The sequence below is a fragment of the Pseudomonas fluorescens genome (assembly GCF_900636825.1).
GTDB classification, from domain to species: Bacteria; Pseudomonadota; Gammaproteobacteria; order Pseudomonadales; family Pseudomonadaceae; genus Aquipseudomonas; species Aquipseudomonas fluorescens_BG.
In genome coordinates this window covers 1,709,314-1,723,580 of the sequence record NZ_LR134318.1, presented here as the reverse complement: position 1 = coordinate 1,723,580, position 14,267 = coordinate 1,709,314, and the positions used below count along the sequence as shown (strand labels likewise).

The 14,267-nt window shown below is 60.4% G+C and carries 19 protein-coding genes; 2 read left to right on the top strand and 17 right to left on the bottom strand.

All coding sequences use genetic code 11. The annotated features are described in order from the left end of the window. Nucleotides 1-67: 67 nt before the first annotated feature. The 12 genes from EL257_RS07915 to ccmA form a co-directional block, all read right to left on the bottom strand. Nucleotides 68-472, bottom strand: coding sequence for a type II toxin-antitoxin system HicB family antitoxin (locus EL257_RS07915; RefSeq protein WP_126361317.1), 405 nt, complete (start codon nucleotides 470-472; stop codon nucleotides 68-70). After that, the gene (locus EL257_RS07910; protein WP_126361315.1) at nucleotides 472-684 is read right to left on the bottom strand and encodes a type II toxin-antitoxin system HicA family toxin; all 213 of its coding nucleotides are present in this window, start codon (nucleotides 682-684) and stop codon (nucleotides 472-474) included. Before EL257_RS07910 ends, EL257_RS07915 begins: the two co-directional genes overlap by 1 nt. Before the next feature lie 266 nt (nucleotides 685-950). Further along, the gene (locus tag EL257_RS07905; protein ID WP_073472737.1) at nucleotides 951-1,355 is read right to left on the bottom strand and encodes a hypothetical protein; all 405 of its coding nucleotides are present in this window, start codon (nucleotides 1,353-1,355) and stop codon (nucleotides 951-953) included. A gap of 25 nt (nucleotides 1,356-1,380) precedes the next feature. Next, nucleotides 1,381-2,583 carry a c-type cytochrome biogenesis protein CcmI gene (gene ccmI / locus EL257_RS07900; RefSeq protein ID WP_126361313.1) on the bottom strand — a complete coding sequence of 401 codons (1,203 nt, stop codon included), beginning with the start codon at nucleotides 2,581-2,583 and terminating at the stop codon, nucleotides 1,381-1,383. Further along, on the bottom strand, nucleotides 2,580-3,050 hold the full coding sequence (locus tag EL257_RS07895; RefSeq protein ID WP_126361311.1) for a cytochrome c-type biogenesis protein: 471 nt from the start codon (nucleotides 3,048-3,050) through the stop codon (nucleotides 2,580-2,582). The genes ccmI and EL257_RS07895 overlap by 4 nt, the downstream gene beginning before the upstream one ends. After that, a complete protein-coding gene (locus EL257_RS07890) occupies nucleotides 3,047-3,583 on the bottom strand; it encodes a DsbE family thiol:disulfide interchange protein (protein WP_126361309.1) in 537 nt (178 codons plus the stop codon). The genes EL257_RS07895 and EL257_RS07890 overlap by 4 nt, the downstream gene beginning before the upstream one ends. Then, nucleotides 3,580-5,568 (bottom strand): heme lyase CcmF/NrfE family subunit, encoded by a 1,989-nt coding sequence (locus tag EL257_RS07885; protein WP_126361307.1) that lies wholly within the window; start codon nucleotides 5,566-5,568, stop codon nucleotides 3,580-3,582. The genes EL257_RS07890 and EL257_RS07885 overlap by 4 nt, the downstream gene beginning before the upstream one ends. 3 nt (nucleotides 5,569-5,571) lie before the next feature. Next, complete coding sequence (gene ccmE, locus EL257_RS07880) at nucleotides 5,572-6,027, bottom strand: cytochrome c maturation protein CcmE (RefSeq protein ID WP_126361305.1); 456 nt, start codon at nucleotides 6,025-6,027, stop codon at nucleotides 5,572-5,574. Further along, the gene (ccmD, locus tag EL257_RS07875) at nucleotides 6,024-6,200 is read right to left on the bottom strand and encodes a heme exporter protein CcmD (RefSeq protein ID WP_064390881.1); all 177 of its coding nucleotides are present in this window, start codon (nucleotides 6,198-6,200) and stop codon (nucleotides 6,024-6,026) included. Before ccmD ends, ccmE begins: the two co-directional genes overlap by 4 nt. Continuing rightward, nucleotides 6,197-6,952, bottom strand: coding sequence for a heme ABC transporter permease (locus tag EL257_RS07870; protein ID WP_126361303.1), 756 nt, complete (start codon nucleotides 6,950-6,952; stop codon nucleotides 6,197-6,199). Before EL257_RS07870 ends, ccmD begins: the two co-directional genes overlap by 4 nt. Before the next feature lie 78 nt (nucleotides 6,953-7,030). Beyond that, nucleotides 7,031-7,699 (bottom strand): heme exporter protein CcmB, encoded by a 669-nt coding sequence (ccmB, locus tag EL257_RS07865; protein ID WP_126361301.1) that lies wholly within the window; start codon nucleotides 7,697-7,699, stop codon nucleotides 7,031-7,033. Further along, a complete protein-coding gene (gene ccmA, locus EL257_RS07860) occupies nucleotides 7,696-8,331 on the bottom strand; it encodes a cytochrome c biogenesis heme-transporting ATPase CcmA (RefSeq protein ID WP_126361299.1) in 636 nt (211 codons plus the stop codon). The genes ccmB and ccmA overlap by 4 nt, the downstream gene beginning before the upstream one ends. A gap of 198 nt (nucleotides 8,332-8,529) precedes the next feature. Here ccmA and EL257_RS07855 point away from each other — a divergent pair, with 198 nt between their 5' ends. Further along, nucleotides 8,530-10,104 carry a flagellar hook-length control protein FliK gene (locus tag EL257_RS07855; RefSeq protein WP_126361297.1) on the top strand — a complete coding sequence of 525 codons (1,575 nt, stop codon included), beginning with the start codon at nucleotides 8,530-8,532 and terminating at the stop codon, nucleotides 10,102-10,104. Then, complete coding sequence (locus tag EL257_RS07850) at nucleotides 10,101-10,430, top strand: EscU/YscU/HrcU family type III secretion system export apparatus switch protein (RefSeq protein ID WP_126361295.1); 330 nt, start codon at nucleotides 10,101-10,103, stop codon at nucleotides 10,428-10,430. The genes EL257_RS07855 and EL257_RS07850 overlap by 4 nt, the downstream gene beginning before the upstream one ends. A gap of 104 nt (nucleotides 10,431-10,534) precedes the next feature. Here the strand turns inward: EL257_RS07850 and EL257_RS07845 are convergent, their stop codons facing one another. From EL257_RS07845 to motD, 5 genes are all read right to left on the bottom strand, one after another. Further along, nucleotides 10,535-10,930 (bottom strand): DUF2802 domain-containing protein, encoded by a 396-nt coding sequence (locus tag EL257_RS07845; RefSeq protein WP_126361293.1) that lies wholly within the window; start codon nucleotides 10,928-10,930, stop codon nucleotides 10,535-10,537. 1 nt (nucleotide 10,931) lies between these two features. Further along, nucleotides 10,932-11,417: a chemotaxis protein CheW gene (locus EL257_RS07840; RefSeq protein WP_126361291.1), complete on the bottom strand. Its 486-nt coding sequence runs from the start codon at nucleotides 11,415-11,417 to the stop codon at nucleotides 10,932-10,934. Between the two features lie 84 nt (nucleotides 11,418-11,501). Next, complete coding sequence (locus EL257_RS07835; RefSeq protein ID WP_126361289.1) at nucleotides 11,502-12,422, bottom strand: CheW domain-containing protein; 921 nt, start codon at nucleotides 12,420-12,422, stop codon at nucleotides 11,502-11,504. Between the two features lie 116 nt (nucleotides 12,423-12,538). Next, a complete protein-coding gene (locus EL257_RS07830) occupies nucleotides 12,539-13,327 on the bottom strand; it encodes a ParA family protein (RefSeq protein WP_093103426.1) in 789 nt (262 codons plus the stop codon). A gap of 43 nt (nucleotides 13,328-13,370) precedes the next feature. Continuing rightward, nucleotides 13,371-14,261: a flagellar motor protein MotD gene (gene motD, locus EL257_RS07825; protein WP_126361287.1), complete on the bottom strand. Its 891-nt coding sequence runs from the start codon at nucleotides 14,259-14,261 to the stop codon at nucleotides 13,371-13,373. Between the last annotated feature and the right edge of the window lie 6 nt (nucleotides 14,262-14,267).

Here is a 14,267-nt window from a genome sequence, read left to right as displayed (position 1 = left end):
GTGTCATAGCGGGAGCGAGCTTGCTCGCTCCCACAGGTAATGCACTGAACCCGGGGAGCGATGATGTTTAATAGCGAACCAGTTTTTCCATCGCCGCATCCGCCAGAAAGGAGGAGCGGCTTTTGACGTTGTGTTCGCGCACATAACGGTCGATTCGCTGGATCACGTAACCGGGCAGCGTTACGTTAACCTTCTCGGTCTTGCCGAGATAAGGCGAAATGTCGAGATCGAGCATGCCCCATCCCATGTCGGCAAACTCCAGATTATTGCGATGCGCAGATGCCGAAGTCGGCATCGGAATCGACTCCCCGTCCGCCGCAATCTCTTGCAGCATGATGTGGGCGATTTCAACCGCCGCGTTGTAAGCATCTTCAAAGCTATCCCCGGCTGTCACGGCGCCAGGAATATCGGGGATCTGAATACCGATGGCGGTGTTTTCATCTCCCCACTCGATGCAGATTGGATATTGCATTATGGATCTCCTTCGTAACCGGCTGGCGGGTTGTGCAACCCGGCCCGCCTCCTGATGCTTTTGACCGTCCCCAACGGTAAATCCTTTTTCGGATGGGGGACGGGAATCGTGTGTGGGTTGTAACGGTGCTTGAAGATGTGATGGCTGCCGGTGACTCTATCAAGCGTCCACCCAGCCGCCTCCAGCTCCTTTATCAATAGCCTGCTCTGCACCAACCGCCTCCTTGCTTTGGATTTCTGAAGATAACCCTAGAGTTATCTTTATTCAAGCACAGGAAACTTCAGTACGAGGCCCGGTTGTTTTACCGAATGTGATTGATCGCAGCTGTTTGTCGACGGTCGAAGCCCAATCGGCAAGGCTGCGCTCTAATTCCTGGACAATCGCGAGCAGGCGAAGGCCCACAAGACTTCTCTGACAGCTGCAACATCTGCGTACAACGCAGACAAAAAAACGGCGATCCCAGGATCGCCGTTTCTCTTTACTGTCCGAATTTCTTGCCCAACCCCGGCGGTACGCCGTGGATGTTGGTGTCTTCCCAAGGGCCGTTAGGGCTGACGGAGCGGCTCCAGCCGTTGTTCCAGCGGTAGTAGGTGCGCTGGCGATAGAAGGTGTTGGTCTGGTCGTCGAGCACATAGACGCCAAGTTTCTGGTCCCAGTGGCTGTTGCCGCCCGGTGGCGGGGCGAAGCTGGCCGAGGTGCGTGGCACGGGCTTGGCGGGTTTGGCCGGGATGCTTTTGCCCGGGGTTGGCGAAGTCGATGGGGTCGGACTTGGCTGAGACGGCGGGATTGGCGGCAGACTGGTCGTCGGTTCAGGGCGTTGCACCGCACATGCACTCAAGCCCAGGGCCAGTGTGAGGACTGTGATTCGGGCGATGGTGTGCATGGCGATACGTTCCTGTTGTGTCCGGTTATTGATCCGGGATGTCGATGATCAGTTTTTGTGGCGCGGTGGTGCTGCTGGCCAGCGGGCCGCTACGACCGACCCATTCACCGGCCGTGGGTTGGCCGGCACGGGAGACGCGCGCAACCAGTTGGACTTCAGGGAAGTTCGACAGTTTCAACTGCGGCATCATCGCGTCAGCGTCGCTCAGTTCGACCGTCACCGGCAGATCGGCCACGGTCAGGCGTTTGGCGGCCAACGGCGCCGGTGGGCCAGAAGTGGCGCGGGCGAAGATGAACACGCTGTCGCCCGGTTGCACCTTGCTTTTGAGCTCAGCGGCCAACTCGACGCTGACTTTCAACACTGCAGCTTTCGCGGCAACAGGGGCCTGTGCGACTTTGCCGCCGCTGGCTTGCAGACGCTCGGCCGCGCGTGTGATCCCGCCTTGCAGAGCGGCGCGGGAGTTGTCGTCCGGCGGCAGTTGCGCGAGCAAACGGTTCCAGTAATCGATCGCCTCCTGATAACGCTCGCCTTCGAACGCGGCGATGCCCAGCAGGCCGAGGCTGGTGACCTCTTTCGGATCGGCTTTCAAAGCTTCGTCGGTCAGTGCCTGAACCTGGGCCGACCATTTTTTGCCGTCGGCAAAATACTTCGCCTGTGCCCATTGGCCGAGCAGTTCCGGCTGGCGGCCGGCAATGCTCGCGGCGCGTTCGAACATCTTCGCCGCATCCGCCGGACGCTCTTGGGCCATGTAAGTGCGGCCGAGGAAATACAGGCCTTCAGCGGATTCCGGTTGCGCGGCCACGGCACGCTCCAGACGCAAAGTCATTTCCTCCATCGACTGCGGCGCCTGGGCGAATTCGCGGGTCAGCTCGACTTTGTCAGCGGCACCGAAATGCAGGTACAGGCCCAGTCCCAACGCCGGCACCAACACGGCCGCCAGCAGCGGCAACGGCTTGCCCAATCGGGAAACCCGCGGCGCGGCAAGCCCTTCGGTATCGGCCAGTAATTCACGCGCGGCTTCGGCCCGGCCGCTGTCCATTTGCGCGGCATCTAGTACGCCTTCGGCCTGCTGCGCTTGCAACTCGGCAACACGCTCTTGATACAACGCGACGTTCAGCGCGGTGCGATCTTCTTCCCGCTGGGCGCGGCGCTCGCGCAGCACCGGGATCAGCAGAAAACTCAGGGCGACCAGAAGCAGCAGCCCTGCGGCAAGCCAGAAATCAATCATTCTTGGGTTTTATCCAACAGTTGGTCGAGGCGCTGACGTTCTTCGGCAGACAGCGATGACGGAGTTTCGGCACGTTGCCCGCGACGCTTGCGCACAATCAGCGCGATCACCACGAAACCACCGAGCAGCAGACCGGCCGGGCCGAACCAGAGCAGCGCAGTCTTCGAATTGAGCGCTGGTTTGTAGCGGACGAAATCACCGTAGCGATCGACCATGAAATCGATGATCTGCTGGTTGTCCTTGCCTTCGCCGAGCATGCGGAAAATCTCTTTGCGCAGGTCGGCAGCAATCGGTGCGTTAGAGTCGGCGATGTCCTGGTTCTGGCACTTGGGACAGCGCAGTTCCTTGGTCAACTCACGGAAACGCTCGCGATCACCTTCTTTGGCGAACTCATAAGTATCGATGGCGGCATGCGCCACGCCGGCCAGACTCAAGCCCAATACCAGCGCGGCTAAAAATCGCTTCATGGCTTGGCCTCATCGACCAGCGCCTGATACCTGGCCGCGAGTTTTTCGCGCCAGACCTGCTCGTCGATCACCCCGACATACTTGTCGCGGATGATGCCCTTGGCGTCGATGAAAAAGGTTTCCGGCGCGCCGTAGACGCCAAGGTTCAGGCCCAGCGAGCCTTCGTCATCACGGATGTCCAGCGCGTACGGATTGTGGAATTCGGCCAGCCACTTCAAGGCATCGGCATTGGTGTCCTTGTAGTTGATGCCGTAGATCACCACGCCGCGCTCAGCCAGTTTGTTCAGCACCGGATGCTCGACCCGACAGGAAATGCACCAGGTGCCCCAGACGTTCACCAGCGCCGGTTTGCCAAGAATGTCAGCCTTGGTCAGCTGCTTATCGCCCTGCACGTTGGGCAAGGCGAACTCCGGGAACGGTTTGTCGATCATCGCCGACGGCAGCTCCGCCGGATCCAGGTACAGACCGCGATAAAGAAACACCGCCACCAGCAGGAAAATCGCCAATGGCACCAGCATCAACCACCGTCTCATGCAGCCGCTCCCGTCATGCCCAGCGCTTCACGCACCTTGGCTTTCACCTTGACCCGATAACGTCGATCCAGCGCCGCCAGCAAACCGCCGAAACCGGTCAGCAAGCCACCGAACCAGATCCAGCGCACGAACGGTTTGACGTGGACGCGCACCGCCCAGGCGCCGTTATCCAGCGGTTCACCAAGGGCAACGTAGAGATCGCGGGTGAAACCGGCGTCGATCCCTGCCTCGGTCATGACTGAGTTCTGCACGGTGTACAGACGTTTTTCCGGGTGCAGCACGCTGATTTCCTTGCCATCACGAATGACCCGAACGGTGCCCTTGTCCGAAGTGAAATTCGGCCCTTCAAAGTGCTTGGCGCCTTCGAAAACGAAGTGATATCCGCCCAGGTCCATCGACTCGCCCGGTGCCAGACGCAAGTCGCGTTCAGCACTGTTCTGGCTCGACAACACCACGCCCAGCGCACACACGGCGATGCCGAGGTGAGCGATCTGCATGCCCCAATAGCTGCGTGTCAGGGTCGGCAGGCCTTTGATCAGACCCTTGTGGCGCGTCTTGTCGACGATGTCGCGGACACCGGCGAGCAATACCCACGCGGCGAGCAGGAACGTCGCGATCACTGCCCAGTTGAAATCGCCATACGCCACGCCGGCCACTACCGCCAAGGCGACGCTGCCAAGCAACACCGGGGTGAGCATACTTGCCAGCCACTTCACCGGTGTGTCCTTCCAGCGCACGATCACGCCGACCGCCATCACCATCATCAGCAGCGCCATCAATGGAATGAACAGCGCATTGAAATACGGTGGGCCGACCGACATTTTCGCGCCGCTCAGGGCATCGAGTATCAGCGGATAAAGCGTGCCGAGCAGAATCATCGACGCGGCCACGACCAATACCAGGTTGTTGCCCAGCAGCAGGGTTTCCCGTGACCACAGGTTGAAGCCGACCTGGCTCTTGACCACTGGTGCACGCAGGGCGAACAGCGTCAGCGAGCCGCCCACCACGAACAGCAGGAAGATGAGGATGAACACCCCGCGCTCGGGGTCTGACGCAAACGCGTGCACCGACGTCAGCACGCCGGAGCGCACGAGAAAAGTACCGAGCAGGCTCAGGGAGAACGCGGCGATTGCCAGCAATACTGTCCAGCTCTTGAAGACGCCGCGTTTTTCCGTCACTGCCAGCGAGTGAATCAGTGCAGTGCCGACCAGCCATGGCATGAACGAGGCGTTTTCCACCGGGTCCCAGAACCACCAGCCACCCCAGCCGAGTTCGTAATACGCCCACCACGAACCGAGCGTGATGCCAATGCCGAGGAAGGCCCAGGCGACGATGGTCCATGGACGTGACCAGCGCGCCCACGCCGCATCCAGGCGCCCGCCCATCAGCGCGGCGATCGCAAACGCGAAGGCGACGGAGAAACCCACATAACCCATGTACAACATCGGCGGATGAACGATCAGGCCGATGTCCTGCAGCAACGGATTGAGGTCAGCGCCATCGCTGGGCATTTGCGGCAGAATGCGTTTGAACGGATTGGACGTAAGAATCAGGAACAACAGAAAACCGGTGCTGATCATGCCCATCACCGCCAGCACCCGCGCCAGCATGACTTGTGGCAATTGCCGGGAAAACACCGACACTGCGAACGTCCAGCCACCGAGAATCAGCGCCCACAACAGCAACGACCCTTCGTGGGCGCCCCACACCGCGCTGAACTTGTAATACCAAGGCAACGCACTGTTGGAGTTGTTGGCCACGTATGCGACAGAGAAGTCATCGCTCATGAATGCGTAGGTCAGAATGCCGAACGCAAACAGCAGAAAGGCAAACTGTCCCCACGCGGCGGGCTGGGCCAGACTCATCCAGAAACGGTCGCCGCGCCAGGCACCGACCAAGGGCACCACCGCCTGCACCAGCGAGAAACACAGCGCCAGAATCATCGCCAGATGACCCAACTCAGGAATGAAGATTGCCGAGGTCATGAATCAACCCTCCTTTGCAGGTGTTGGGGCGGACTGACCGCTGTCTTTCAAGGCCTTGGTCACTTCCGGCGGCATGTACTTTTCGTCGTGCTTGGCCAGCACTTCATCGGCGACCACCACGCCGTCGGCGTTGAGCTTGCCGAGCGCGACAATGCCCTGCCCTTCGCGGAACAGATCCGGGAGGATGCCGCGATAGGCGATGGTCACGGATTTATTGAAGTCAGTGACAACGAATTTGACGTCCAGTGAGTCAGGCGAACGTTGCAGCGAACCGGCCTCGACCATGCCACCAGCGCGAATGCGCGTGTCTTGCGGCGCTTCGCCGTTGGCGATCTGGGTGGGCGTATAGAAAAGATTGATGTTCTGTTGCAGAGCGCTGAGGGCCAGGCCGACGGCAGCGCCGACCCCGACCAGAATGGCCAGAATGATGATCAGACGTTTTTTGCGCAGCGGATTCACTTGCCGTTCTCCCGGCGCAGACGACGCGCCTCTTGTTGCAGATACCGCTTGCGCGCCAGGATCGGCGCCGCCACGTTGAACGCCAGCACTGCCAGACAGATGCCATAGGCCGACCAGACATACAGGCCGTGATGGCCCATGGCGAGGAAGTCGCCAAATGAAGCGAAACTCATCGAGCAGCCTCCAGACTGGTCTGCACTTCTGCTTTTACCCAACTCGCGCGGGCTTCACGCTTGAGCACTTCAAGGCGCATGCGCAGCAGCAATACAGCGCCGAAGAAGCAATAGAAACCCAGCACTGTCAGCAGCAGCGGCAGCCACATTTCAGCGGGCATCGCCGGCTTTTCGGTGAGGGTGAACGTTGCGCCCTGGTGCAGGGTGTTCCACCACTCCACCGAGTATTTGATGATCGGGATATTGATCACGCCAACGATGGCCAGCACCGCGCAGGCCTTGGCGGCGCTATCGCGGTTGCTGATCGCATTACCCAGCGCGATCACGCCGAAGTACAGGAACAGCAGAATCAGCATCGAGGTCAGTCGTGCGTCCCAGACCCACCACGAGCCCCATGTCGGTTTGCCCCAGATCGCCCCGGTGACCAGCGCCACGGCGGTCATCCACGCACCGATCGGTGCAGCGCATTGCAGGGCGACATCGGCGAGTTTCATCTTCCACACCAGGCCGACCACGCCGCACACCGCCAGCATCACGTAAATCGACTGCGCGAGCATGGCGGCGGGCACATGGATATAAATGATGCGAAAGCTATTGCCTTGCTGATAATCCGGCGGCGCGAAGGCCAGGCCCCAAACGACGCCGACGCCGATCAGCAGCAACGCTGCGATGCTCAACCACGGCAAGAACTTGCTGCTGATGCCGTAAAACCACTTGGGCGAGCCGAGCTTGTGAAACCAGGTCCAGTTCATACTGTTTCCATCACGGATGCCGCTCATCGATGTGAGCAGTCTCAGGGTCTTTGCTGATTAAAATTTAACCAGACCTCATTATTCGCCGACGCTGATCTTCAGGCCAGCCGCTATTGCAAAGGGTGTCAGGGTGATCGCCAGGGCGGTCAGGCTACCAAGCCACAGCAGATACCCGGTCGCCGGCATGCCTTGCAAGGCGGCCTGCAAGGCGCCACTGCCGAGGATCAATACCGGGATGTATAACGGCAGGATCAGCAGCGCCAGCAACAGGCCGCCACGTTTCAAACCGACCGTCAGCGCCGCGCCCACCGCACCGAGCAAGCTCAGTACCGGCGTTCCCAGCAGTAACGAAAACAGCAAAACCGGCAGACACGCGACAGGCAAGCCGAGCATCAACGCCAGCAAGGGCGAAAGCAAAACCAGCGCCAGCCCGGAAAAAAGCCAGTGTGCCAGCACTTTGGCCAGGACCAGAAGTGGCAGCGGGTGCGGCGAAAGGACCCACTGCTCCAGCGAGCCGTCTTCGAAGTCACTGCGGAACAGTCCATCCAGCGAAAGCAGGACCGACAACAGCGCCGCCACCCAGACTAACCCGGGGGACAGGTTTTGCAAGACTTGAGTTTCCGGGCCGACGGCCAGCGGGAACAACGCGATGACGATAGCGAAGAAAATCAGCGGATTGGCCAGTTCCGCCGGACGGCGAAACAGCAGTCGCGATTCACGGGCAAGCAGCAGGCCGAAGACACTCATACGGCCCAATTCCCCAGATCGATGTCGCGATAACCGGCCGGCATCCGGCTCAGAGTGTGGTGCGTGGTCAGCACCACCAGACCGCCGCGCTCGCAGTGCCCCGCGAGATGTTCTTCAAGTTGCGCAACGCCCTGCTTGTCGAGAGCGGTGAACGGTTCGTCGAGAATCCACAATGGCGGGCTGTCGAGATACAGACGCGCCAGCGCCACCCGGCGTTGTTGGCCGGCGGAAAGACTGTGGCAGGGAACATCTTCGAAGCCGCGCAATCCTACCGCTGCCAGTGCTTGCCAAATCGCGTCGCGTTCGGCGGGATGATGCAAGGCGCAAAGCCACGACAGGTTTTCTTCCGGGGTCAGCAACTCCTTGATCCCGGCAGCATGGCCGATCCACAGGAGGTTGCGCGCCAGTTCGCTGCGCTGTGCGGCCAACGGTTGACCGTTGAGCAGGACCTGGCCGTCGGTCGGCTGCATCAGCCCGGCGAGCAGGCGCAGTAAACTGGTTTTGCCGCTACCGTTGGGGCCGCTGATCTGCACCATATCGCCGCTGACCAGACGCAGTTCGAGATGTTCGAAAAGCAGCCTGAGATCACGTTCACACGCGAGGGCAACGGTTTGCAGGACAGGACTGGTCAAGGGATCACGGGCCTTATACGGTTCAAGTCGGCTCTGGCGCGGCCGTTAAAGAGATGCAGCATAAATGCATTGACGGCTCGATCCAGAGAGCTGCGTCAAACAATTGCTAGGTTTTTTTGAACAAAGCGCAAGACGGGCGGCATTATACATGCCGTGCCTTACTCCCAAGAGTGCATTTTCCTCAGGTTGTGTCCGCGTATGACAGGCGAAATGAACATCCTCCCGATTCCGCCCACCCCGGCGCCGACTGTTCGCCCGCAAGTCGGTGAGCTGCTCAAGCTGATGACGCCGGTCGAAGGCTTGATCGGCGCCGGGCAAAGCGCCAAGGCTGAGGTGTTGTCGCTCAAGCAGGCGGATCAGACGTTTGAATTGTTGCTCAAAGTGACCCTCGACAGCGGTCGCCAGACCACCGTGCAGGCCACCAGCAATCTGCCGCTGGCGCAAGGCACCAGCGTGGCGATCACTCAGCCGTCGGCCGGCAACCTGGCGATTACCGTGCAACAGGCCATCGCCGGTAGCGTCGCCGCCCTCACCCGTATCGACACTGCGCAGTTGCCAGTCGGCACGTTGCTGCAGGGCAAAGTATTGACCTCACAGGTCTTGCCACAGACGCCGGGGCAAGCGACGGTATTTCGTTCTCTGGTCAGTTTGCTCAATACCGCCCAGAGCGGCAGCACGCTGACCATCGACAGCCCGCAACCGCTGCGTATCGGCACCCTGCTGTCCGCCTTGGTGGAAGATGCGCAAACCCTGAAATTCCTGCCATTGAGCAGCCGCCAGGAGCAGCTGGCGGTCAGTCAGCAACTGCTCGGCCAGCAGAGTCGCCAGGCGTCGCTGACGGGGTTGTTGAGTGCCTTGCAAAATCTGCCGGCCGACACTGATCAAACGTCAGCAGACCTGCGCGCAGTGGTCGACAAATTACTCGCCAGCCTGCCCGACGTGCAGCAATTGAGCACCGCCAAAGGTGTAGCGCTGGCCTTGGCCAACAGCGGCGCGTTCCTCGAAGCCAAACTGCTCGGCGGGCAAAATCCGACACTGGCGCCGGACATGAAAGCCGATCTGCTCAAGCTGATCGCACAATTGACTCCGGGTTTGCCGAACAGCAGCAGTTTCAACGCAATCATCGCCGCCAATACTCTCGCGCAGGCCTTGCCAAGTTTCGTGCGCAATGCCCTTGGCACGCTCGGTCAAGTCAGTGCCAAGCCCGTGCCGAGCAGCTTCCCCCTGCCCGAGCGCTTGCTGCAAAGCATGGACGGCGAAGGCGATCTTGAGCAGTTGCTGCGTCTAGCCGCCGCTGCGGTGTCGCGCCTGCAGAGCCATCAATTATCCAGCCTGGAACAAACGGGTGTGACCGACGACGGCCGTTTGCTCAGCACCTGGCAATTGGAAATTCCGATGCGCAACCTGCAAGACATCGTGCCGTTGCAGGTCAAGCTCCAGCGTGAAGAGGCCCCGGAGCGAGACTCGCAACCCCACGAACGCCGCAGCGAGCGTGAGCCCAAACAACAGCTGTGGCGCGTCGATCTGGCGTTTGACATGGAACCGCTCGGGCCGCTGCAGATTCAGGCGCAGTTGATTGCCGGCAGCCTGTCGAGCCAACTCTGGGCCGAACGGCCGTACACCGCCGATCTGATCGAAAACAACCTGTTCGCCCTGCGTCAGCGCCTGCTCGATCGCGGGCTCAACGTCGGCGATATCGACTGCCACCACGGCACGCCACCGCAAGGCAATCAAACCCGTCTGGAACACCGCTGGGTCGACGAAACCGCATGAACGATTCCACTGCCCCACGCCAGGCCATCGCCCTCAAATACGACGGCAACCACGCCCCGACCCTCACCGCCAAGGGCGACGACGAACTGGCCGAAGAAATCCTGCGCATCGCCCGCGATTGCGAAGTGCCGATCTACGAAAACGCCGAACTGGTGCGCTTGTTGGCGCGGATGGAATTGGGCGACAGCATTCCCGAAGAGCTCTATCGCACCATCGCCGAGATCATCGCGTTTGCGTGGAACCTGAAAGGCAAATTCCCCGAGGGACACGACCCGGATGCGCCGATGATCGAGAAGGACATCACCGATCGCGGCGATGATTATTAAACCCCAAAAGCAAAAGATCGCAGCCTTCGGCAGCTCCTACACGGATTTCATGTAGGAGCTGCCGCAGGCTGCGATCTTTTGATCCTGCTTAAAGCTTGAAGCTACTAGCTGCTCTTATGCAACTTGCGCATCAACTCCGCTTCAGCCTGGGTCAACCCGCATGACTGAGTCAGTTCATCGACGCTGGCGCCCATGCCTACCAGTTTCGCCGCTTGGGCGAATGACAGGCTCGACGGGTCGCGTTGTTCCAGCGCAACGATCTTGTCCGGCAACGGGCCCACCACCGCACGTAATTCATGCAGGGCTTCGCCCATGCGCACGTTACCGTTCTGGTAATCGTCGACGCGCTTGGCCAGGTCTTTGATGCGCTGATCGCGCAGCGCATCGCCCTGGGCCTGTTGCGCAGCAATGACTTTTTGCGCCTTGATGTAAGACACAAACATCGCCAGCGTGCCTGCCCAAAATAGGAACAGGACAATTACCGCAACCTCGAGAATCAAATCAGATGCTCTCCAGTTCCGACCATTCTTCTTCGCTCATCATCTTGTCCAGCTCGACCAGGATCAGCAACTCGTTGTTCTTGTTGCACACGCCCTGGATGAACTTGGCCGACTCTTCGTTACCGACGTTCGGTGCAGTTTCGATTTCCGACTGACGCAGGTAAACCACTTCAGCCACGCTGTCGACCATGATCCCGACCACTTGCTTGTCGGCTTCGATGATGACGATACGGGTGTTGTCGCTGATCTCGCCGCTGTTCAGGCCGAAGCGCTGACGGGTGTCGATCACGGTAACCACGTTACCGCGCAGGTTGATGATGCCCAGCACGTAGCTCGGTGCGCCTGGCACTGGAGCGATCTCGGTGTAGCGCAGCACTTCCTGCACGCGCATCACGTTGATGCCGTAGGTTTCGTTGTCCAGCTTGAAGGTCACCCATTGCAGGATCGGATCTTCAGAACCCTTTGCCGCCGTCGCCTTGTCGTTCATACCCTAGCCCCTCGAAGTACCGCACTCGCGGTGTAGTTCTGTGCCCCGCCATGCGAATGCCGGTGCTTGTCTGTTATGTCAGTGTTAAGTCGGTTTGTGGCTCGGCTTACTGCCGGACATGTGCTTCGCCCCGCCGCTGGCGATCAACTCGGCCAGTGCGGCGACATCGAGCAAGGCGCACATGTGTTCAATCACCGTGCCGGCGAGCCATGGCCGCTGACCTCGGTGACTTCTCCATTTGATTTCATTCGGGTCCAGACGCAACGAACGGCTGACCTGATGCACGGCCAGGCCCCATTCGTAACCCTGCACCGAAATCACGTATTGCAGGCCCTGACGGAAGTCATCGCGATAGCGATCCGGCATGACCCAGCGTGCGGTGTCCAGAACTTTCAGGTTGCCAGCCTGGCTCGGCAGAATGCCAAGAAACCATTCCGGCTGACCGAACAGCGGTGTCAGCTCATGACCGGCCAGCGAATAGATCGAGCCCAGGCACACCAGCGGCACCGCCAGGGTCAACCCGGCAACGTCGAACAGCAGGCATTCGAACGCATCGGCGGCCCAAGCCGGACGGCCATCGGTTTCCAACGGTGGCGGCGGGTTGTTCGGTGGCAGATGCACTTCGACCAGCGGCGGAACCAGGGCCTGCGGCTCCGCCACTGGCGGCGCGGATTCCGGTTCTGGTTCTGCTTCCGGCACGGTCAATAATTGCGTTTGCAGCAGCGGGGCCAGCGTCGACAGCGGCGCGCGCGGTTCGTCGATCAGCGCGACCGGTGCTTTGGCCACGAGAGCAGCAGCGGGCGCGGCGACCGGGCCGGCGGATTTCTGCGCATCGCGAGCCTGCTCTTCCAGCACAGCGGCCTGGAACTCGTCCATGGCCTCGGCGCTTTCTTCGACAACCTCGACTGGCGTCGGCAACGCGTCAGGAATTTCCTGCAGCAAACTGTCCAGGTACGACTGCAAAGCCAACTGCGGCTTCGACGTCAACTTTAAGGGCCGGTTCATACGCAGTCCCCTGTAGGAGCTGCCGCAGGCTGCGATCTTTTGATCTTTTCAGGAACACTGACAGGCCAGATCAAAAGATCGCAGCCTGCGGCAGCTCCTACATGAGACGACGTCATTCAGGCCACCTGCGGAACAAGTTGCTGCGCAAGCAGATGCTTGAGCAATGCGCGGTAGGCCAGCACGCCACGGCTTTTGCCGTCGAATTGCGAAGGCGTGACGCCGGCACGGCTGGCGTCGCGCAGACGGGTATCGACCGGGATATAACCCTGCCAGATCTCGTCGGGAAATTTGTCGCGCAGCACGCGCAAGGTATGCATCGAAGCCTGCGTGCGACGGTCGAACAGGGTCGGCACGATGCTGAACGGCAGCGCCTGTTTACGCGAGCGATTGATCATCGCCAGGGTGTTGACCATGCGCTCCAGGCCTTTGACGGCCAAGTGCTCAGTCTGTACCGGGATCACCAATTGCTGGCTCGCGGCGAGGGCGTTGACCATCAGCACGCCGAGCAACGGCGGGCTGTCGATGATGGCGTAATCGAAATCCTGCCACAGTTGCGCCAGACTCTTGGCGATCACCAGACCCAAGCCACTTTGCCCCGGCGACTGACGCTCGAGGGTCGCCAGCGCGGTGCTCGATGGCAGCAAGGAGATGCGTTCGTCGCTGGTCGACAACAGCAACTGCCCCGGCAGGCCCTGCGGCACGCTGCCCTTGTGCAGAAACAGGTCGTAGTTGCTGTGCTCGAGGCTGTCGGGATCGTAACCGAAGTAGCTGGTCATCGAGCCGTGCGGGTCGAGGTCGACTACGACCACGCGCTTGCCCGCCTCCGCCAGCAATCCGGCTAAAGCGATAGAAGATGTGGTTTTACCGACACCACCCTTTTGATTGGCGACTGCCCAGACTCTCATTCAGTTCGTTCCTCTCGGCCAAGATGCTCGACCGAGACATGGTTCAGCGTGTTAATGCGGGCGACGGAGAATTGACGGCACTCTCGCGTCCCGGCGTCTTGACCGGGGTCGGTGCAGTTTGTGTGCCAGCGCGCTTCAACGCGGCGTCCGGTTGCGCATTGGCGGTTCCGGTGCCCGTAAGGCTGCGACGCACATCAAGATTGCGCGACACCACCAGCACCACGCGGCGGTTCTTCGCGCGACCCTCTACCGTGGCGTTATTCGCGACCGGTTGAAATTCACCGTAACCCACCGACGCCAGGCGACCGGGATTCACGCCCTGCATCGCCAGCATGCGCACGATGCTCGCCGAGCGCGCCGAGGACAGCTCCCAGTTGGTCGGGTATTGCGCGGTGCGAATCGGTTGATCGTCGGTGAAGCCTTCAACGTGGATCGGGTTGTCGAACGGTTTGAGAATCGCCGCGACCTTATCGATGATGTTGAACGCGATGTCGCTCGGCATGGCGTCGCCGCTGCCGAACAACAGGCTGGAATTGAGTTCGATCTCGACCCAGAGCTCGTTGCCGCGCACGGTCATCTGATTGGAGCTGATCAAGTCACCGAACGCGGCGCTGATGTCATCGGCGATGCTTTTCAGCGGATCGCTGGCGCCGGCAATCCCGGCGTCAACCTGCTCGGCGTCCTTGACCAGCGGCTTGGCCGGGGTCACGGTCTTCGGCCGTTCTTCGCCAATCGGAATCGGCTTGAGCGAGCGATCAGCGTCGGTAAACACGCCGATCAGCGCTTCGGAAATGACTTTGTACTTGCCTTCGTTGATCGACGAAATCGAGTACATCACCACGAAGAACGCGAACAGCAAGGTGATGAAATCCGCGTAGGACACGAGCCAGCGCTCGTGATTAACGTGTTCTTCCTGATGCCTGCGACGAGCCATATTCCA